19 protein-coding genes are annotated in these 20,146 nt (G+C 65.9%); 14 read left to right on the top strand and 5 right to left on the bottom strand.

All coding sequences use genetic code 11. The annotated features are described in order from the left end of the window. The first annotated feature begins 185 nt into the window (after positions 1-185). The 5 genes from BTH42_RS01430 to bioB all read left to right on the top strand — a co-directional run bounded on the left by BTH42_RS01430 (position 186) and on the right by bioB (position 6,402). Positions 186-1,490, top strand: a complete 1,305-nt coding sequence (locus BTH42_RS01430; protein ID WP_075295005.1) for a dienelactone hydrolase family protein — start codon at positions 186-188, stop codon at positions 1,488-1,490. 435 nt (positions 1,491-1,925) lie between these two features. Then, positions 1,926-3,299 (top strand): adenosylmethionine--8-amino-7-oxononanoate transaminase, encoded by a 1,374-nt coding sequence (bioA, locus tag BTH42_RS01425; protein ID WP_075295003.1) that lies wholly within the window; start codon positions 1,926-1,928, stop codon positions 3,297-3,299. Next, positions 3,299-4,483, top strand: a complete 1,185-nt coding sequence (gene bioF / locus BTH42_RS01420) for an 8-amino-7-oxononanoate synthase (RefSeq protein ID WP_075295001.1) — start codon at positions 3,299-3,301, stop codon at positions 4,481-4,483. The genes bioA and bioF overlap by 1 nt, the downstream gene beginning before the upstream one ends. Next, a complete protein-coding gene (gene bioD / locus BTH42_RS01415; protein ID WP_075294999.1) occupies positions 4,480-5,238 on the top strand; it encodes a dethiobiotin synthase in 759 nt (252 codons plus the stop codon). Before bioF ends, bioD begins: the two co-directional genes overlap by 4 nt. 60 nt (positions 5,239-5,298) lie before the next feature. Beyond that, positions 5,299-6,402, top strand: coding sequence for a biotin synthase BioB (gene bioB, locus BTH42_RS01410; protein ID WP_075294998.1), 1,104 nt, complete (start codon positions 5,299-5,301; stop codon positions 6,400-6,402). A 100-nt stretch (positions 6,403-6,502) separates the two neighbouring features. Here bioB and BTH42_RS01405 read toward each other — a convergent pair whose 3' ends face one another. Next, positions 6,503-7,528 carry a sulfate ABC transporter substrate-binding protein gene (locus BTH42_RS01405; protein WP_075294996.1) on the bottom strand — a complete coding sequence of 342 codons (1,026 nt, stop codon included), beginning with the start codon at positions 7,526-7,528 and terminating at the stop codon, positions 6,503-6,505. A 99-nt stretch (positions 7,529-7,627) separates the two neighbouring features. Next, the gene (locus BTH42_RS01400) at positions 7,628-8,230 is read right to left on the bottom strand and encodes an alpha/beta hydrolase (protein WP_075294995.1); all 603 of its coding nucleotides are present in this window, start codon (positions 8,228-8,230) and stop codon (positions 7,628-7,630) included. A gap of 344 nt (positions 8,231-8,574) precedes the next feature. Between BTH42_RS01400 and BTH42_RS01395 the strand changes: the two genes are divergently transcribed. From BTH42_RS01395 to BTH42_RS01365, 7 genes are all read left to right on the top strand, one after another. Continuing rightward, positions 8,575-9,516, top strand: a complete 942-nt coding sequence (locus BTH42_RS01395; protein ID WP_075294993.1) for a glyoxylate/hydroxypyruvate reductase A — start codon at positions 8,575-8,577, stop codon at positions 9,514-9,516. Positions 9,517-9,604: 88 nt separating this feature from the next. Then, positions 9,605-10,531, top strand: a complete 927-nt coding sequence (locus tag BTH42_RS01390; protein ID WP_075294991.1) for a hydroxymethylglutaryl-CoA lyase — start codon at positions 9,605-9,607, stop codon at positions 10,529-10,531. Between the two features lie 46 nt (positions 10,532-10,577). After that, positions 10,578-11,099 carry a YbaK/EbsC family protein gene (locus BTH42_RS01385; protein ID WP_075294989.1) on the top strand — a complete coding sequence of 174 codons (522 nt, stop codon included), beginning with the start codon at positions 10,578-10,580 and terminating at the stop codon, positions 11,097-11,099. Positions 11,100-11,104: 5 nt separating this feature from the next. Next, on the top strand, positions 11,105-11,350 hold the full coding sequence (locus BTH42_RS01380) for a DUF1289 domain-containing protein (RefSeq protein WP_075294987.1): 246 nt from the start codon (positions 11,105-11,107) through the stop codon (positions 11,348-11,350). Then, complete coding sequence (locus tag BTH42_RS01375; protein WP_075294985.1) at positions 11,347-11,820, top strand: MaoC family dehydratase; 474 nt, start codon at positions 11,347-11,349, stop codon at positions 11,818-11,820. Before BTH42_RS01380 ends, BTH42_RS01375 begins: the two co-directional genes overlap by 4 nt. After that, positions 11,817-12,734, top strand: coding sequence for an MBL fold metallo-hydrolase (locus tag BTH42_RS01370; RefSeq protein WP_075294983.1), 918 nt, complete (start codon positions 11,817-11,819; stop codon positions 12,732-12,734). Before BTH42_RS01375 ends, BTH42_RS01370 begins: the two co-directional genes overlap by 4 nt. Before the next feature lie 95 nt (positions 12,735-12,829). Then, entirely contained in the window at positions 12,830-13,027 is a 198-nt protein-coding gene (locus BTH42_RS01365) for a hypothetical protein (RefSeq protein ID WP_075294981.1), read from the top strand. 30 nt (positions 13,028-13,057) lie between these two features. Here BTH42_RS01365 and BTH42_RS01360 read toward each other — a convergent pair whose 3' ends face one another. Further along, complete coding sequence (locus BTH42_RS01360; protein WP_075294979.1) at positions 13,058-13,930, bottom strand: DMT family transporter; 873 nt, start codon at positions 13,928-13,930, stop codon at positions 13,058-13,060. A gap of 213 nt (positions 13,931-14,143) precedes the next feature. Between BTH42_RS01360 and BTH42_RS01355 the strand changes: the two genes are divergently transcribed. Next, entirely contained in the window at positions 14,144-14,614 is a 471-nt protein-coding gene (locus BTH42_RS01355; protein ID WP_075294977.1) for an Lrp/AsnC family transcriptional regulator, read from the top strand. 171 nt (positions 14,615-14,785) lie between these two features. On the opposite strand, the gene BTH42_RS01350 is transcribed toward BTH42_RS01355, so the two are convergent. Continuing rightward, positions 14,786-15,676, bottom strand: a complete 891-nt coding sequence (locus BTH42_RS01350) for an alpha/beta fold hydrolase (RefSeq protein ID WP_075294975.1) — start codon at positions 15,674-15,676, stop codon at positions 14,786-14,788. A 325-nt stretch (positions 15,677-16,001) separates the two neighbouring features. Between BTH42_RS01350 and BTH42_RS01345 the strand changes: the two genes are divergently transcribed. After that, positions 16,002-16,961: a nitronate monooxygenase family protein gene (locus BTH42_RS01345; RefSeq protein ID WP_075294973.1), complete on the top strand. Its 960-nt coding sequence runs from the start codon at positions 16,002-16,004 to the stop codon at positions 16,959-16,961. A gap of 195 nt (positions 16,962-17,156) precedes the next feature. On the opposite strand, the gene icmF is transcribed toward BTH42_RS01345, so the two are convergent. Beyond that, positions 17,157-20,146, bottom strand: a 2,990-nt coding sequence (icmF, locus tag BTH42_RS01340) for a fused isobutyryl-CoA mutase/GTPase IcmF (RefSeq protein ID WP_256701691.1), incomplete at its 5' end; no start/stop codon positions are given.

Genomic DNA, 20,146 nt, shown 5'->3' with positions numbered 1-20,146 from the left:
CAGTGACGCTCATCATCGGCGCGTGGGGTCGCGTCGGCCGTTGGGTTCATCCCGTGCGATCTCGACTGGCGTGCGTGCGCTTTGCGCACAACGTACGCGAGTGAATCTGTTTGTCGAAAAAAGTAGCGCGATTCGGCAAACAGAGGGCACGGAGTTCGAGACAGGTCTTTCAGGCAGGTGCGTCAATGGTGTTGAGCAAGGTACTGAAGCAGTGTGCGGCGATCTGCGCCGCGGCCACTTGTGCTGTCGCGATCGCGCACGCCGATCCGCTACGCGCGACGCCCGCTGCCGCCCTCGATGCGACGCCGCTGTCCGACACCCAGGGACCGCTGGCGAGCGCCCGCGTGCCGCGCCTCGCGCTCGACGACGCCTATCTGCCCGTCGCCCACCTGAACGAACAGATCATCCGCGTGCCGGTCGACGCGGACGGCTCGATCACCCTCGAAACGACGATCTACAAACCGGAAGGCCGCGGCCCGTTCCCGATGATCGTGTTCAACCACGGCAAGATCCAGGGCGACCCGCGCAGCCAGGAACGCAGCGACCCGCTGCCGTTCGCGCGCGAATTCGTGCGCCGCGGCTACGTGGTGGTCGCGCCGAACCGCCAGGGCTTCGGCGAGTCGGGCGGCGTGTACCAGCAGGACGGCTGCGATGTCGCAGCCAATGGCCTGAGCCAGGCCGGCGACGTCGCCGCGACGATCGATTACATGTCGAAGCAACCGTATGTCGACGCCACCCACATCGCGGTGGCCGGCACCTCGCACGGCGGTCTCGCGACGATCGCGTACGGCACCGAGGCGATGCCCGGCGTGCGCGCGCTGATCAATTTCTCGGGCGGCCTGCGCCAGGATGCGTGCACCGACTGGCAAGGCAATCTGACCCGCGCGTTCGGCAGCTATGGCGAACACACCAAAGTGCCGGCGCTGTGGCTGTACGGCAATAACGATTCGGTGTGGAACGCCCCGCTCGTCGCCGGCATGTACGCCGCGTACCGCGCGCACGGCGCGAACGTGAAGATGGTCGATTTCGGCAACTACAAGAACGACGCGCATCGCCTCGTCGGCGATCGCGACGGCGTGCACGTGTGGTGGCCGTCTGTCGAAGCGTTCCTCGCGCGCGCCGGCATGCCGACCGCGGTGCAGTACCAGGTCGCCGATCCGGCCGCGCCGAAGGCGACCGATTTCGCCGCGCTCGACGCGGTCGACGCGGTGCCGTACCTCGACGAAGCGGGCCGCAACGGCTATCGCAACTTCCTGCATCAGTACCCGAGCCGCGCGTTCGCGGTGTCGGATTCGGGCGCATGGTCGTGGGCCGAGGGCGGCGACAATCCAATGTCGGTCGCGATCAACAACTGCCAGAAGCAGAGCGCCGATCCGTGCAAGCTGTACGCGGTCGATAACTCGGTGGTGTGGGGTCATCAGGATTCGCGCACGGCCGACGCGGGTAACGCGAATGGCGACGAGCGCCGCGCGCTGGCGAGCCGCGAGTGACGCGCGGGTAATTCCGCTTGAGGATATGAAGGCCTGCTGAACCAGCAGGCCTTTTTCTTTTGCGGCGCACGCACCGGCGCAGCACGGCCGCGACCGCACTTCTCACCTCACGCGCCCCAAAAAGCCCCGTCGCCGCAAATTCTCGCCAGTAATAGCCCATTACTTTGACGTCGTCATCTACGGCGATTTGCGAGCTTCGCGAGCGATGTCATTCCAGCTGCACCGAACTGCGCCAAACCCCGGCGCGACAACGAAAAACGGGCGTTCCGGAGCAGGTGCGCGCGGCCCGATAAACCGCTAATCTCGACCCCGCGCGCTCGTCGAGACTCGCGCGCCGCCGCTCGAAAAGAGCCGCGGCGCCGCGAAAGCCCTCAAAACCGGGGCCCCAAAATCGCCTCGCGAGCCAGCAGTAGAAAAGCATCTTGGAGTACCCCTTTGGAAAACTCAGCAGCACCTTCCGTTGCATCGCCCGTCGCCGCCGACGACTGGGTCGCCCGCAGTCTGAAAGCGGTATGGCATCCGTGCACGCAGATGAAGCATCACGAACGTCTGCCGCTGATCCCCGTCGCGCGCGGTCAGGGCGCGTGGCTCTACGATCGCGCCGGCCATCGCTATCTGGATGCGATCAGCTCGTGGTGGGTCAATCTGTTCGGCCACGCGAACCCGCGCATCAATGCGGCGCTAAAAGATCAGCTCGACACGCTCGAACACGCGATGCTCGCCGGCTGCACGCACGAGCCCGCGGTCGAACTGGCCGAGCGGCTGCGCGCGCTGACCGGCGATACGCTCGGCCATGCGTTCTTCGCGTCCGACGGCGCGTCGGCCGTCGAAATCGCGCTGAAGATGAGCTTTCACAGCTGGCGCAATCGCGGCCATGCGGACAAGCAGGAATTCGTCTGCATTGCCAACAGTTACCACGGCGAGACGATCGGCGCGCTCGGCGTGACCGACGTCGCGCTGTTCAAGGACGCCTACGATCCGCTGATCCGTCATGCGCACGTGGTTGCATCGCCCGATGCGCGGCTCGCGCAGGCCGGCGAATCCGCCGCCGAGCTCGCGCGCCGCGCGCTCGATACCGTACGCACGCTGTTCGATGCGCGCGCGCACAAGATCGCCGCGCTGATCGTCGAGCCGCTGGTGCAATGCGCGGCCGGCATGGCGATGCACGATCCGTCGTACGTGGCGGGTTTGCGCGAGTTGTGCGACCGCTACGGCGTGCATCTGATCGCCGATGAAATCGCGGTCGGCTGCGGGCGCACCGGCACCTTCTTCGCATGCGAACAGGCCGGCGTGTGGCCGGACTTCCTGTGCCTGTCGAAGGGGATCAGCGGCGGTTATCTGCCGCTGTCGATCGTGCTGTCGCGCGATGAAATCTACGCGGCCTTCTATCACGACGACACCGCGCGCGGCTTCCTGCACTCGCACTCGTACACCGGCAATCCGCTCGCGTGCCGCGCGGCGCTCGCCACGCTCGATCTGTTCGAAAGCGACGGCGTGCTGGCCGCCAACGCGCGCAAAGCGGCGACGCTGAAAGCCGCGCTCGCGCCGCTCGCCGAGCATCCGCACGTGCGCAACCTGCGCCAATGCGGAACGATCTTCGCGTTCGATGCGGTGCTCGACGACCCTCAGCAAGCCAGAACGTTTTCGCGCCGCTTCTTCGAAAACGCGTTGCAGCGCGAACTATTGCTGCGCCCGATCGGCACCACCGTGTATCTGATGCCGCCGTACATCCTCGACGACGAAGAACTCGCGCTGCTCGCCGCCCGCACGCGCGAAACCTTCGACGCCACGCTCGCGCAGGTCCGCTGATGCATCTACTCGACACGCTCTCCGAAGGGCTGAAAGAACTCGACGCGCGCGGGCTGCGGCGTCGCCGCCGGATCGCCGACACGCCGTGCGCCGCGCACATGACGGTGGACGGCCGCGAGATCATCGGCTTCGCGAGCAACGACTATCTCGGTCTCGCCGCGCATCCGCAGCTGATCGACGCGATCGCCGAAGGCGCGCGCCGCTACGGCGCGGGCAGCGGCGGCTCGCATCTGCTCGGCGGCCATTCACGCGCGCACGCGCAGCTCGAAGACGACCTCGCGGAGTTCGCTGGCGGCTTCGTCGACGAGCCGCGCGCGCTTTACTTCAGCACCGGCTATATGGCCAATCTCGCGACGCTGACCGCGCTCGCGGGCCGCGGCACCACGCTGTTTTCCGACGCGCTGAATCACGCGTCGCTGATCGACGGCGCGCGGTTGTCGCGCGCCGACGTGCAGATCTACCCGCACTGCGACATGGATGCGTTGAGCGCGATGCTCGAAGCGTCGGATGCGGACGTGAAGGTGATCGTCTCCGATACCGTATTCAGCATGGACGGCGACGTCGCGCCGCTGCCGCGTCTGCTCGAACTCGCCGAGCGCCACGGCGCGTGGCTGATCGTCGACGACGCGCACGGCTTCGGCGTGCTCGGCCCGCAAGGCCGCGGCGCGATCGCCGAGGCCGCGCTGCGCTCGCCGCATCTGATTTCGATCGGCACGCTCGGCAAAGCGGCCGGCGTGTCCGGCGCGTTCGTCGTCGCGCATGCAACGGTGATCGAATGGCTGGTGCAACGCGCGCGGCCGTATATCTTCACGACCGCGTCGGTGCCGGCGGCCGCGCATGCGGTGTCGGCGAGTTTGCGGATCATCGGCGGTGCGGAAGGCGACGAGCGGCGCGCGCATCTGCGTGAGCTGATCGAGCGCACCCGCGCGCTGCTGAAGGCAACCCCGTGGCTGCCGGTCGATTCGCACACCGCCGTGCAGCCGCTGATTATCGGCGCGAACGACGCGACGCTCGAACTCGCCGCGTCGCTCGATCGCGCGGGGCTGTGGGTCCCCGCGATCCGGCCGCCGACCGTGCCGACCGGCACCTCGCGGCTGCGCATCTCGCTGTCCGCCGCGCACTCGCACGCGGATCTCGACCGGCTTGAAGCCGGGCTGCAACAACTCGGAGCGAACGCCGCATGAGCCACGCGAATCACGCTAACGGCGCGCTGTCGCTATTCGTCACCGGCACCGATACCGAGATCGGCAAGACCTTCGTGTCGTCCGCGCTGTTGCGCGGCTTCGTGCGCGAAGGTTTGCAAGCAGCCGCGATGAAGCCGATCGCGGCCGGCGCGTTCGAACTCGACGGCGTGCTGCACAACGAAGACGCGGACCAGCTCGACGCCGCATCGAGCGTGCTGCTGCCGCCCGAAATGCGCACACCGTATCTGCTGAAGGAACCGGCCGCGCCGCATATCGCGGCCGCGCTGGAGAACGTCAGCTTCGATCTCGCGCATATCGTCGAATGTCACCGGCAAGCGGTACAGCTCGCGGACGTGGTGGTGGTCGAAGGCGTCGGCGGCTTCCGCGTGCCGTTGACCGCGACCGAGGACACCGCCGATCTCGCGGTCGCGCTGAAGCTGCCGGTCGTGCTGGTGGTCGGCATGCGGCTTGGCTGCATCAGCCATGCGCTGCTGACCGCCGAAGCGATCGCCGCGCGCGGGCTCAAGCTCGCGGGCTGGGTCGCGAACCGGATCGACCCCGACATGACTTTTCCCGACGAAAACATCGCGTCGATTCGCGCGCATCTCGCGCAAGCGTACGACGCGCCGCTGCTCGGCATCGTCCCGCATCTGAGCCCGCGCTCGCCGGACGAGGCTGCCGAACAGCTCGACATTGAACGACTGCTGCAGACGCTGCGCGAAGCGCACGAAGCGCACGAAGCGCACAACGCCTAACGCCGCCGCATTGCAGCGCCGAACCCCATTCATCCGCATCCGTACACGAGGATCGAACTCATGACCCAACTGAACATCACCCCGAGCGCCGCCGACACGGCCGCCGCCAACCCCGCAGCCGCAGCCACCGCCGAAGCAAAACCGCTCGCGCGCTGGCGCGTCGCCGACATCGTCGCGCTGTACGAACTGCCGTTCAACGACCTGCTGTTCCGCGCGCAGCAGACGCATCGCGAGCATTTCGATGCGAACACGGTGCAGCTGTCGACGCTGCTGTCGATCAAGACCGGCGGCTGCGAAGAGGACTGCGCGTACTGTCCGCAGTCGGTCCATCACGACACCGGCCTCGAAGCCGACAAGCTGATGGCCGTCGACGACGTGCTGGCCGCCGCCCAGGTCGCCAAACAGAACGGCGCGACGCGCTTCTGCATGGGCGCCGCGTGGCGCAATCCGAAGGACCGTCACCTCGAACCGATCAAGGACATGATCCGCGGCGTGAAGGCGATGGGCCTCGAAACCTGCGTGACGCTCGGCATGCTGGAGACGCACCAGGCACAGGCGCTGCGCGACGCGGGCCTCGACTACTACAACCACAACCTCGATACGTCGCCCGAGTTCTACGGCCAGATCATTTCGACGCGCACCTATCAGGACCGTCTGGACACGCTGGAGCGCGTGCGCGACGCGGGCATCAACGTGTGCTGCGGCGGCATCGTCGGAATGGGCGAATCGCGCCGCGAACGCGCGGGGCTGGTCGCGCAGCTCGCGAACATGGAGCCGTATCCGGAATCGGTGCCGATCAATAACCTCGTGCAGGTGCAAGGCACGCCGCTGACCGGCACCGAAGCGATCGACCCGTTCGAATTCGTGCGCACGATCGCGATTGCGCGTATCACGATGCCGCGCGCGATGGTGCGTCTGTCGGCCGGCCGCGAGCAGATGGACGAAGCGTTGCAGGCCATGTGCTTCCTCGCCGGCGCGAACTCGATTTTCTACGGCGACCAGTTGCTGACCACCAGCAACCCGCAGGCCGAAGCGGACCGCAAGCTGCTCGAACGTCTGGGCATTCGCGCCGAAGCCGCGCAGCAGATGCCGGCCGAGCGAAGCGATTGCGAGCGCGGCTGCTCGCATGGTCATGGCGACCACGCGCACGCTTCGACGAACTAAGCGTTTGCACTAGCGCGCGCAGCAAAAGCGCGCGCATGTAAAAAGGGCTGCCCCGCGCACAGCGGGGCAGCCCTTTTATTTCGCAGCAAACTTTCCGGCGTTACTTGCGATCGACGATGATCTGATCGAACGTACCGCCGTCGGAGAAATGCGTGTCCTGCGCTTTCTGCCAGCTGCCGAACATCTCTTCGACCGTGAAGGTCTTGAGCGGCTTGAACTCGGCCGCATGCTTCGCGAACACGTCCTTGTTACGCGGCCGCAGATGATGCTGCGCGATGATTTCCTGCGCGGCCGGCGACCACAGATAGTCGAGATACGCCTGCGCCTCTTTGCGGGTACCGCGCTTGTCGACCACCTTGTCGACGATCGACACCGGCGGCGCCGCGAGCAGGCTCATCGACGGATACACCGCTTCGTAGCTGCCGGCGCCGACGCCCGTATTGATCAGCGACACTTCGTTTTCGAACGTGACCAGCACGTCGCCGATACCGCGCTGCGTGAAGGTGGTCGTCGCGCCACGGCCGCCGGTATCGAGCACCGGCACGTTGCGGAAAATCGCCTTCACGAAGTCCTGCGCCTGCGCATCGGTGCCGCCATGCTGCTTGCGAAAGCCCCACGCGGCGAGGTACGAATAGCGGCCGTTGCCCGAGGTCTTCGGATTCGCGATCACCGCCTGGATGCCCGGCTTCGCGAGATCGTCCCAGTCCTTGATGTGCTTCGGGTTGCCCTTGCGCACGAGGAACACCATCGTGGTCGTGTACGGCGCGCTGTCGTCCGGCAGGCGCGCGCGCCAGTTCGCCGGAACCAGATGGCCCTTGTCGGCGAGCAGATCGATGTCGTTCGGCTGGTTCATCGTTACCACGTCGGCCTGCAGACCTTGCAGCACCGACAGCGCCTGCGCGCTCGATGCGCCGTGCGACTGGCGCACCGCGATGGTCTCGCCGCTCTTCTGCTTATAAGCCGCGATGAAACCCGCGTTGATGTCCTTGTACAGCTCGCGCGTCACGTCGTACGACACGTTCAGCAGCGCCGTGTCCGCGTACGCGCTCGACATGCCGCCGCTCGCGAGCGTGAGTGCCGTGATGCCGGCTGCGAGCCAGCGCGTTGTCCCCGTGTTGCCCTTCATCCTGTCCCCGCCTGTCGATAAAGAAAATCTGTGGCCGCACCCGCGCGGCGTGAAGCGGGATTCTAACGGATTGCTTACCATCCGCGCGGCGCGCGGCGCTCACATCAGCACGTGCTGCGCGACCTCCAACGCCTCTTCCCGAAACCGCAACGGCGCCGCGCAGTGCACCAGCGTATCGATGAAATACTTCGCGCGCGGCCACGGCCCGAAGCCGGCCGCGGTGTTGATATGCCCCGCGTCGCCGAGATTCACGAACGCGCTGCCGAAGCGGTGCGCGAGATCGCGGGCGTCGGCGAGCGGCATCCACGGATCGGTTTCGCTGCCGATCAATATCGACGGCACGCCGAGCCGGCGCGCGTCGAACGGACCGGCGAACGCGAACTTGCGCGGACTCGCGGGCGCGACGAACAACACGCCGACCACGTCGCTCACGAGCGAAGTCTGTTGCAGCGCGTGCGCGGTCGCGAGGCAGCCGAAGCTATGCGCGGCCAGCACGAACGGGCCGCGTTCACGCGCGAGCAACTCGCGCAGCGAATTCGCCCAGCCGGCGACATCGGGCGCATCCCAATTGGCCTGCTCGACCCGCAGCGAACGCGCGAACTGCCGCTCGAGCCAGCTTTGCCAATGCGCGCCTTCGCTGCCGTGCAGGCCGGGAACGGTGACGAGGCGCGGCGGCCACGTCGATCGGGTGCATGAAAGCATAGCGGTGCCTCGCTGCGGGAATCCGGGCAGTCATTGTCACGCGCCGTGGCACGCGCACGAACCAAGTTTTTGTGCTTTGGTTATCGGCGATACGGGCACATCACGCGGCACAGCGCGCAAGTGACGAAACGCACGCCCGTGCGCAAGCGCGCGCGATCCGCGTCGAAAAAGTAGAATGACGCCTATCCATAGCGGGAGGAGACCCCGATGCCGCACGCGCTGTCCCAGCCGCGTCACCCGAGCCACGCACGCCCCGCGCCGCCCCTGGCGCGGCCACGTTGCGCCGGCGCGGCCCGGCTCCGTCCCGCTGCCGCGAACCTCAGCGCTTGAGCGTGCCCGAGCCGATGAAAGTCCTCTTCTACCAGTCCAGTACCGACGCCGCCGCGTGGCTGCACGATCTCGCCCGCGCGCTGCCGGCCGCCGAACTGCGCGAATGGCAACCGGGCGACGACGCGCCGGCCGACTTCGCGATCGTCTGGCGGCCGCCGGCCGAGATGCTGGCCGGCCGCGACTCGCTGCGCGCGATCTTCAATCTCGGCGCGGGCGTCGATGCGATGCTCGCGCTCGAACGTGAACAGCCCGGCACGCTGCCGCGCAATGTGCCGCTGATTCGTCTCGAAGACACCGGCATGGGCGCGCAGATGGCCGAGTACGTGACGCATGCGGTGCTGCGTTATCTGCGCCGCTTCGACGAATACCAGGCACAGCAAAGCGAACGCCGCTGGCAGGTACTGAAACCGCATCCGCGCGAGAGCTTCACCGTCGGTGTGCTCGGGCTTGGCGTGCTCGGCATTCAGGTCGCGCAAACGCTCGCATCGTTCGGTCTGCCCGTGCGCGGTTATAGCCGCAGCGCGAAGCAGATCGACGGCATCACGACGTTCGCGGGCGAAGCACAGCTCGACGCGTTTCTCGACGGCGCGAGCGTGCTGGTCAATCTGCTGCCGCGCACGCCCGACACCGAGGGCGTACTGAACGCGCGCACCTTCGCGAAGCTTGCGCGCGGCGCGTATCTGATCAACGTCGCGCGCGGCGCGCATCTGGTCGAAGCGGATCTGCTCGACGCGCTCGCGAGCGGCCAGCTGACCGCCGCGACGCTCGACGTATTCCACGAAGAACCGCTGCCCGATAACCACCCGTTCTGGCGCGAGCCGCGCATCACGATCACCCCGCATGTGTCGGCGCTGACGTTGCGCGAGGAAAGCGTCGCGCAGATCGCGCGCAAGATCGATGCGCTAATGCGCGGCGAGCCGGTGAGCGGCGTCGTGCAACTCGAGCGCGGGTACTGACTGACGCGCAAGCTTCGAACCGCAAGCATCGAAGCGCAAACGGATTCGCTGAAATCGCAACCAAATCGCAAGAGACCGGAGACAGATCATGGCCTTACCGAAGCAGGTGAAAATCGTTGAAGTCGGTCCGCGCGACGGACTGCAGAACGAAAAGGAATTCGTCCCGACCGCGACCAAGATCGAATTGATCGACCGTCTGTCCGCGGCCGGTTTTCGCAATGTCGAGGCCGCGTCGTTCGTGTCGCCGAAATGGGTGCCGCAGATGGCCGACGGCGCCGACGTGATGGGCGGCATCGCGCGTCGCGAGGGAACGATCTATTCGGTGCTGACGCCGAACCTGCGTGGCTTCGAAGGCGCGCTCGCCGCGCATGCGGACGAGATCGTGATCTTCGGCGCGGCCAGCGAGGCGTTTTCGCAGAAGAACATCAATTGCAGCATCGCCGAAAGCATCGAGCGCTTCGCGCCGGTCGCGGCCGCCGCGAAGGAGCACGGCCTGCGGATTCGCGGCAGCGTGTCGTGCGCGCTCGGCTGCCCGTATCAGGGCGAGGTGCCGGTCGCGTCGGTCGTCGATGTCGTCGAGCGCTTCGCGGCGCTCGGCTGCGACGAGATCGATATCGCCGATACGATCGGCGTCGGCACCGCGCAGCGCACCCGCGAAGTGTTCGAAGCGGTCACCAAGGTATTTCCGCGCGAGAGGCTGTCCGGCCACTTTCACGACACCTACGGCCAGGCGCTCGCGAACATCTACGCCGCGCTGCTCGAAGGCATCGAGATTTACCACGCGTCGGTCGCGGGGCTCGGCGGCTGCCCGTATGCGAAGGGCGCGACCGGCAACGTCGCGACCGAAGACGTGCTGTATCTGATGCACGGCCTTGGCATCGAGACCGGCATCGATCTCGCGCAAGTGGTGCAGATCGGCGACTTCATTTCGACCGCGATCGGCCGCCCCAATGTGTCGCGGGCCGGCAAGGCGCTGCTCGCGAAAGCGCGCAGCGAAGCGAACAGCTGCGTCTGAGCGGCAACTGAACATCACCCTCACTTTTCAATCAGGATCCCCAACGATGACCGAACTCGCGTCCTTCGAATCCGACGATCTCGCCGCGCTGCCCGACTCGGCACGCCGCGTCGCGCTGCTGCTGCGCGAACGCGGTCACGCGGGCCGCATCGTGATGCTGCCGGAAACCGGCAAGACCTCCGCCGAAGCGGCCGCCGGCCTCGGCTGCTCGGTCGAGCAGATCGCCAAGTCGATCCTGTTCCGCCGTCGGGAGGACGACGCGCCGGTGCTGGTGATCGCGAGCGGCGCGAATCGCGTCGATGAGAAGAAGGTTGCCGCGCAGGTCGGCGAAATCGGCCGCGCGGATGCGAAGTTCGTGCGCGAGAAGACCGGCTATGCGATCGGCGGCGTCTGCCCGGTCGGTCACGCGACAGAACCGGTCACGCTGATCGACGCCGATCTGCTCGAACTCGATAGCCTGTGGGCCGCCGCCGGTCATCCGCACGCGGTGTTCAATCTGACCGCGCAGGAGCTGATCGCGCTGACCGGCGCGCCGGTCGTCGACGTCGCGCTGCGCGAGCCGGCCTGAGCGCAATGGCGACAGCGGGCGCCAGGAACTACGAAGAGGACGACGACGGCTCGGTGCCGTCGCCGTGCATCAACGTGTGCAGGATGGATGCGGCGACTGGCTGGTGCGAAGGCTGTCTGCGCACGATCGACGAAATCGCCGGCTGGTCCAGCTTCGACGACGCCGCGAAACGCGCGGTGTGGGACGCGCTCGACACGCGTCACGTCACGTTCATGGCGGCCCATGCGAAACCCTCGAAGGAGCCGCAATGAAAGCCGCGCCACGCGTCGTCACGATCGGCGAGACCTTCAGCTCGACGCTCGATCTGTCGGTCGAGTCGATCAAGCAATTCGCGACGCTCGTCCACGATTTCAATCCGCTGCATCACGACGAAGCGTATGCCGCGCAAAGCCGCTTCGGCGGGCTGATCGCATCGGGCACGCAGCCCACCGCGTATTTCATGGCGCTGCTCGCCACGCACTTTTCGACCTACGCGCAGCCGCTCGGACTCGAATTCGATATCAAGCTGAAAAAAGCGGTGCAGGCGCACGACACGCTGACGATCACGTGGCGCGTGCGCGACGCGCACTGGAAGCCGAGCCTGAACGGCGATCTGACCATGCTGGAAGGCTCGGCCGTCAATCAGCACGGCGAACTGATGCTGACCGGCACATCGACGATTCTGGTGATGCCCAAGCCCGGCTCGGACGCCGCGCTCGACGCTCAGGCAGCGACGCCATGATCGCGCTGCCGGCATCGATCCGCGTCTTCGAGCGCGGCTGGCTCTCGTCGAACAACGTGCTGCTCACCGACAGCGCGTGCGCGGCGCTGATCGACACCGGCTATGCGACGCACGCGCCGCAAACGCTCGAGCTGGTGCGCAATGCACTGGGTACGCGGCCGCTCGATCTGATCGTCAACACGCATCTGCATTCGGACCACTGCGGCGGCAATGCGCTGCTGCAAGCCACATGGCCGTGCCGCACGCTGATTCCCGCCTCCGAAGCCGACGCGGTGCGCGACTGGGACGAAGCACACCTAACATTTCGCGCGACCGGCCAACGCTGCGAACGCTTCGGCTTCACCGGCACGATTGAGCCCGGCGCGCGCCTGCGGCTCGGCGCGCTCGACTGGCAGGTGCTCGGCGCGCCCGGTCACGACCCGCATTCGCTGATGCTCTACTGCGCGGACGAGCGCGTGCTGATCAGCGCGGACGCGCTGTGGGAAAACGGCTTCGGCGTGATCTTTCCGGAGCTGGAAGGCGAAAGCGGTTTCGCCGAGCAACAAGCGGTGCTCGATACGATCGCGACGCTCGACGTGCGCGTCGTGATTCCGGGTCACGGCGCGCCGTTCGGCAATGTCGAACAGGCGCTTGAACGCGCATGGTCGCGCATTGCATGGCTACGCGCCGATCCCGCTCGCAACGCGAAAAACGCGCTGAAAGTGCTGATCGTGTTCAAGCTGCTGGAAGTGCGCGAGATGAGTTTCGACACGCTGCTGCGCATGCTCGACGACGCAACTGTGCTGCGCGCCGCCGCGTCGATGCTGAAGCCGCGCGACCAATGGCCGGCGTTACTGGAAGGGATCGTCAAAGAGCTGGCCACGCCCGGCGGCCCGCTCGACGTGGACGGCACGCGCATTCTCGCGCGCGGCTGAACGGCGCCACACGCAAACCCGCACGCAAACCCCCACACAAAAACCACCGCCACAAAAAGAAAAGCCGCTCGACGAAGCGAGCGGCGGAACATCTGTTGGACGTGATCAGCGTCAGTAACAATGATACGCGGGTGGGTTTTCACAAAGCATCGGTGATTTCCCTACAGAAATTTAACGATTACTTTTACCGCCGCCTGCATGCGGCGTCGCGAGCGCGCACCGTTTCAAATGCGCGTATGCATCAGTCCGGCGATATGAAGATTGGCGCGCGCGCATTAATCTGGAATCCGTAGCATTTTTCAATACAACGACTAACACCGGCATCACGTCGAACTCGACGACAGCGGTTTCCTGCGCGGCACGATGCGCCAGCCGAGATTGACGCCGGCCGCCGCGAGCAGAATCAACGCCGCGCCGAGCACCTGAAGCCATGCGAGCGTCTGCCCGAACGCGACCCTATCGACGATGATCGCGACCACCGGATAGATGAACGACAGCGCGCCGGTCATCGAGGTCGGCAGCTTCTGGATCGCGCCATACAGCAGCACGTACATGATCCCGGTATGCACGACGCCGAGCACGACCAGTTCGAGCCATTGCGTCGCGCTCGCCGGCAGCGCGTCGAAGCGCACGAACGGCGCGAGCAGCAGCACGCCGAGCGACACCTGGATCAGCGCGAGCAGATGCGGCGGCGTGCCCTTCAGGCGCTTCGTGATGATCGACGACAACGCGTACATCGCCGCCGCGCCGACCGCGTACGCGACGCCGATCAGGTACTGGCCGGGCAGCGCGAGCACGGCCGGCTCGACCCGCACGACCAGCACGAGGCCGACGAACGCGACCGCGAGCCAGCCGATCGTCGACGCACTGATGCGCTCGCGAAACACCAACGCGCCGAGCGCGACCAGCATGAACGGCTGGGTGTTGTAGACCGCGGTCGCCATCGAAATCGACGCGCGCGAATACGCGGCGAACAGCAGCACCCAGTTCGCGACGATCCCCGCGCCGCCGAGCAGCGCGAGGCCGAGCATCTTCCACGAGAACAGCTCGCGGCGGAACAGGCCGAGCAGCGCGCACACGAGCGCGAGCGTCGCGCCGCCGAACAGGCAGCGAAAGAACACCACGTTGAACGGGCTTTGCTGCGACGACACGACGAGCCAGCCGATCGTGCCCGACATCAGCATCGCGATACTCATCTCGGCCGCGCCGCGGCGAATTTCGTTGGCATCGCTGCCTGAAGTGCTGCCTGAGGTTCCAGCTGAAGACGGGTTTGAAGCGCTCTGCTCTGAAGCCATGATTCGGTTCCCGGATTGATTCCTGTATGACTGGCAGTGTAATTAATCGCCGCGCGCGAATACATGGCTAAACTTAAGCGTTGCCGCCTTTTCACCTCGCATTCGAAGGCCATCATGAGCAAACGCCTTGCATCGCCCGCCCCCGTTGCGCTCGACGATACCGACCGCGCGCTGCTCGCCGCGCTGGCCCAGGATGCGCGCCAGCCGGTCAGCGAACTCGCGCGCCAGGTCGGGCTATCGGCGCCGAGCACCGCCGAGCGGGTGCGGCGGCTCGAAGCGCAACGGGTGATCGAACGCTTTACCGTGCAGATCGATCCGCGCGCGCTCGGCTTTACGTTGCAGGCGATCGTGCGGGTGAAGCCGCTGCCGGGTCAGCTGCATCTGGTGGAGGACGTGATCCGGCGCATTCCGGAATTCGTCGAATGCGACAAGGTCACCGGCGACGATTGCTTCATCTGCCGGCTCTATCTGCATTCGATCGAACAGCTGGACGAGATTCTGGCGAAGGTGACCGAGCGCGCGGAAACCAGCACCGCGATCGTCAAGTCGACGCCGGTTACGCGGCGCTTGCCGCCGCTGGGATAAAGAAGAAGGAGGCGCTACGCGCGGCTTGCGCAACGAAGGCCGCCCGAAGCGGCCCGCGCTGTAACGGCATGTGAGGCGGAACGTGCGGGAGAGACCGCGCAAAGCAACGCCCGCTTTAGCGGCCGCTGGCAGCCGCCGCTGCGTGAACGGCCGCGCGCGGCGGCCATTCACTCACCGTTCAACCGCCTCGAAGAACGACAGCATCTCGGCGACCAGTTCGTCCGGCGCTTCCTCCGGCAGATAGTGCCCGCACGACAACGCGCGCCCGCTCACGTCGCGCGCAACATGCCGCCATTCGGCGAGCGCATCGAAGCATTTCTCGATCACGCCCTTATCGCCCCACAACACCCGCAGCGGACAGCCGATCTTGTTGCCGCGCTCGATATCCGCGCGGTCGTGTTCGAGGTCGATGCTCGCCGACGCGCGGTAGTCCTCGCACATCGCGTGCACCGCGCCCGGTTGCGCGAGCGCCGCGCGATACGCGTCGAGCGCGGCCGGGTCGAACGGTGCGAGCCCGGCGTGGCGGCCGCCCATCACCGCATCGACATACGCGGCCGGATTCGCGCCGATCAGCGTCTCCGGCAGTGGCTCGGGCTGGATCAGGAAGAACCAGTGGAAGTAATGCGTCGCGAACGCGCGGTCGGTGGCTTCGTACATCGCGAGCGTCGGCGCGATGTCGAGCAGCATCAGACGCTCGACCGCATCGGCGTGATCGAGCGCCATCCGATGCGCGACCCGCGCGCCGCGATCGTGCGCGCAGACGAGAAAGCGCTCGAAGCCGAGCTCGCGCATCACCGCGACCTGATCGGCGGCCATCGTGCGCTTCGAATAAGGGGCGTGGCTCGGGTCGCTCGGCGGTTTGCCCGATGCGCCGTAGCCGCGCAGATCGGTGGCGATCACCGTGAAGTGCTGCGCGAGCTGCGCGGCGCAGCGCGCCCAGATCAGGTGCGATTGCGGATGGCCGTGCAGCAGAAGTAGAGGCGGCCCGGCGCCGCCCTTCACTCCGAAAATATCGACATCGCCCACGGCGACGCGAAAGGGCGAGAAGTTCTCGAAGGCCATGACGTCTCGTTTGGTCGTTTGAGGGTCTGTGCATTGTAGAAGCCCTAAATGTCCGCGCGAGGTGGGTTAACCCACGCAAACATAGAACCTGAACACTCCTTCGAACTGTTCCAAACGACCCGTTTATGCGCGTGCAATTTGCTTCGCATATAATCGAACGATCGTTCTTAATTGCGGCCGGCATTCGCCTCTCAGTTTCGCGTCGTCCGGCTTTGCGAAAGCCGAACCCGCCGCCAGGCGGGTGCCGCTAAACTCATCGAACGCCAAACGCTTACACCGCTCGCCTCGTATCGGCCGATTCATAACGACACTGGAGACACTCAACATGGCATTGCCCGCCGTACTGCAAAACCTCGCGTTGCCCGTCGTCGCTTCACCGATGTTCATCGTCAGTTATCCCGAACTCGTGCTGGCCCAGTGCAAGGCCGGTATCGTCGGTTCGTTCCCCGCGCTGAACGCACGCCCGGCCGAATTGCTCGACGAATGGCTCACGCAAATCCAGACGCAGCTCGCCGAACACAAGGCCGCGAACCCCGACGCGCTGATCGGCCCGATCGCGGTCAATCAGATCGTCCATCAGTCGAACGTGCGGCTCGAACAGGACGTGCGCGTGTGCGTCGAACACAAGGTGCCGATTTTCATCACCAGCCTGCGCGCGCCCGCGCGCGAGATCGTCGATGCGGTGCATAGCTACGGCGGCATCGTGCTGCACGACGTGATCAATCTGCGCCATGCGCAGAAGGCGCTCGAAGCGGGCGTAGACGGTCTGATCCTGGTGGCGTCGGGCGCCGGCGGCCATGCGGGCACGACCTCGCCGTTCGCGCTGGTCGGCGAAGTGCGCCGCATGTTCGACGGCCCGATCGTACTGTCCGGCTCGATCGCGAACGGCGGCTCGATCCTCGCCGCGCAGGCGATGGGCGCGGACCTCGCTTACATGGGCACGCGCTTTATCGCGACCAAGGAGGCGCACGCGGTCGACGCGTACAAGCAGGCGATCATCAACTCGAAGTCCGCGGACATCATCTACACGAACCTGTTCACCGGCGTGCACGGCAACTACATCCGCGAGAGCATCCAGAACGCCGGGCTCGATCCGGACGCGCTGCCCGAATCGGACAAGAGCAAGATGAATTTCGGCGGCGACAAGGCGAAGGCTTGGAAGGACATCTGGGGCGCGGGCCAGGGCGTCGGTCTGATGGACGATGTGCCGAGCGTCGGCGAACTCGTGCAGCGGCTCACGAAGGAATACGACGACGCGAAGGCGCGACTGGGGATTGCGCGCTGACGCGTGATTGAAACGATGAGGCGGCTCGCGGTGCAACGCCCGAGCCGCAGGAAATACGACTACGCGGAGGCGCGTTCAAGTGATTTCGCGCTGACGCACGGTTGAGGCCATGAAGCGGCCCGTGCATCGCGCGCGATGCACGGGCCGCATCGTTCGCAATTGCAGGACCAGGCACGCGAGCCCGCGCCACACCCGCTACATATTCCGCCGGTACTGCCCGCCCACCTCGAACAGCGCGTGCGTGATCTGCCCGAGCGAACACACGCGCACCGCATCCACCAGCACCGCGAACACATTCGCATCATCGATCACCGCGCGCTTCAGGCGCTCCAACGCGGCCGGCGCGGCGTCTCGATGCTTCGACTGAAACTCGCGCAGCCGCGTCAGCTGACTCTGCTTTTCTTCGTCCGTCGAACGGGCCAGCACCAGCGGCCGCGGCGCCTCGTGCGGATGCGCGCTCAAAAACGTATTCACGCCGACGATCGGATACGAGCCGTCATGCTTGCGATGCTCGTACAGCATCGACTCGTCCTGAATCCGCCCGCGCTGATAACCGGTTTCCATCGCGCCGAGCACGCCGCCGCGTTCGGTGAGCCGATCGAATTCGGCGAGCACCGCGGCCTCGACCAGATCGGTCAGCTCGTCGATCACGAAGCTGCCCTGATTCGGATTCTGGTTCTTCGCGAGTCCCCATTCGCGATTGATGATCAACTGGATCGCGACCGCGCGGCGCACCGATTCCTCGGTCGGTGTCGTGATTGCTTCATCGAATGCATTGGTGTGCAGCGAGTTGCAGTTGTCGTAGATCGCGATCAGCGCCTGTAGCGTGGTGCGGATGTCGTTGAAATCGATCTCCTGCGCGTGCAGGCTGCGGCCCGACGTTTGTACGTGGTACTTCAGCTTCTGGCTGCGCTCGTTCGCGCCGTAACGCTCGCGCATCGCGACCGCCCAGATGCGGCGCGCGACGCGGCCGAGCACCGTGTATTCCGGGTCCATCCCGTTCGAGAAGAAGAACGACAGATTCGGCGCGAAGTCGTCGATCGACATCCCGCGCGCGAGATACGCCTCGACATAGGTGAAGCCGTTCGCGAGCGTGTACGCGAGTTGCGAGATCGGGTTCGCGCCGGCCTCGGCGATGTGATAGCCGGAGATCGACACCGAATAGAAATTGCGCACGCCGTGCTCGACGAAATATGCCTGGATATCGCCCATTACCTTCAGGCTGAATTCGGTCGAGAAGATGCAGGTGTTTTGTCCCTGGTCCTCCTTAAGAATGTCGGCCTGCACGGTGCCGCGCACGTTTTCGAGCGCGGCGCGGCGGGTTTGCGCGGTTTCTTCTGCTGTGAGCGCGCGGCCTTGCTGATGCTCCTTTAGCGCGATCTGCTGATCGATCGCGACGTTGAAGAACATCGCGAGGATCGTCGGCGCGGGACCGTTGATCGTCATCGATACCGACGTCTCCGGCGAGCACAGGTCGAAGCCGTCGTACAGCGTCTTCATGTCGTCGAGCGTCGCGACCGATACGCCCGAATTGCCGACCTTGCCGTAGATGTCCGGGCGCTCGTGCGGCTCCTCGCCATACAGCGTCACCGAATCGAACGCGGTGGACAACCGCTTGGCGGGCATCCCTTCCGATAGCAGCTTGAAGCGGCGGTTCGTGCGTTGCGGATCGCCCTCGCCGGCGAACATCCGCGTCGGGTCCTCGTTTTCGCGGCGAAACGGAAACACGCCGGCGGTGAACGGGAAATAGCCGGGCAGATTGTCGAGCATCAGCCAGCGCAGGATCTCGCCGTGATCGATGAATTTCGGCAGTGAGACTTTGCGGACTTCTGAGCCGGACAGCGTGGTCACCGCGAGCGCGGTGCGGATTTCACGGTCGCGGATTCGGACTACGTGTTCGCTTCCTGAATAAGCGGCCACGGTTTGCGGCCATGCGTCGAGTAACTTGCGTTCGCGCTCGCCGAGTGATGTGTTGCGTTGCTCGATTAATGTGTCGAGCGAGTTCAGTTGGTCCGCTGCGCCGCTATCCGCTTCATCCAGCATCCGTCGCGCTTCGCTCAGTTGCCAGCGCTCGCGCGCGATGCGCGCCTGCGCGTCGGCACGCTCGCGATACCCGCGCACCGTCTCCGCGATGTCGGCCAGATAGCGGACCCGCGCGGGCGGCACGATCGCATGCAGGTTGCTCGAAAAGCGCAGGCCGTCGACCGCGCCGAGGCGGCCGCCGCCGTCGCGCAGTCCGTGGCCGCGCAGCGCGGCGGCGATGTGCCGGTACAGCGCGGTCACGCCATCGTCGTTAAAGCGCGACGCGATCGTGCCGAACACCGGCATCGCTTCGGGCGGCGTCGCGAACTCGGCGCGATTGCGCTGCACCTGCTTCGCGACGTCGCGTAGCGCATCCTGCGCGCCCTTGCGGTCGAACTTGTTGATCGCGACGAAGCTCGCGAAGTCGAGCATGTCGATCTTTTCGAGCTGGCTCGCGGCGCCGAACTCGGGCGTCATCACATACAGCGATTCGTCGACGAACGGCACGATCGCCGCGTCGCCCTGACCGATCCCCGAGGTTTCGACCACGATCAGATCGAAGCCGGCCGCCTTGCACAGGCGCAGCGCGTCGGGCAGTGACGCGGACACTTCGCTCGATGCTTCGCGGGTGGCCATCGAGCGCATGTACACGCGGCGCGCGGCGCCGCGTGCGCCGTTACCCCACTCGCCGATCGCGTTCATGCGGATGCGGTCGCCGAGCAGCGCGCCGCCGGATTTGCGGCGCGATGGGTCGATCGCGAGTACCGCGATGGCCAATGTGTCGCCGTAGTCGAGGCGAAAGCGGCGAATCAGTTCGTCGGTCAGCGAAGATTTGCCGGCGCCGCCGGTGCCGGTGATGCCGAGGACGGGGACTTGCGTGGTTTGCGTGGTTTGCGTGAGGGCGGCGAGTTGGTCGCGTGACGCGGGGTCGGCGGTGTTGGTTTCGAACGCGCTGATTAGCTGGGCGAGGCGGCGGAAGGTGACAGCGGAGGAATCGGCGCCCGGATGAGCGCGATTGGCGCGCGCTTCGGGGTGGGTTTGGGCGGCGGTTTCGGTTTCGGTTTCGGCTTCGGCTTCGGCTTCGGCGTCGGCGTCGGCGAGCGGATCGTGTGAGGCGAGTAGCGAGGACTCCGAGGCGACGGGCCTGGTGGGCGGGGGGGGGG

The sequence above is a fragment of the Burkholderia sp. SRS-W-2-2016 genome (assembly GCF_001931485.1).
GTDB lineage: Bacteria > Pseudomonadota > Gammaproteobacteria > Burkholderiales > Burkholderiaceae > Paraburkholderia.
Note: the sequence above shows the minus strand (reverse complement) of the source record. Positions and strands in the feature narration are given on the sequence as shown.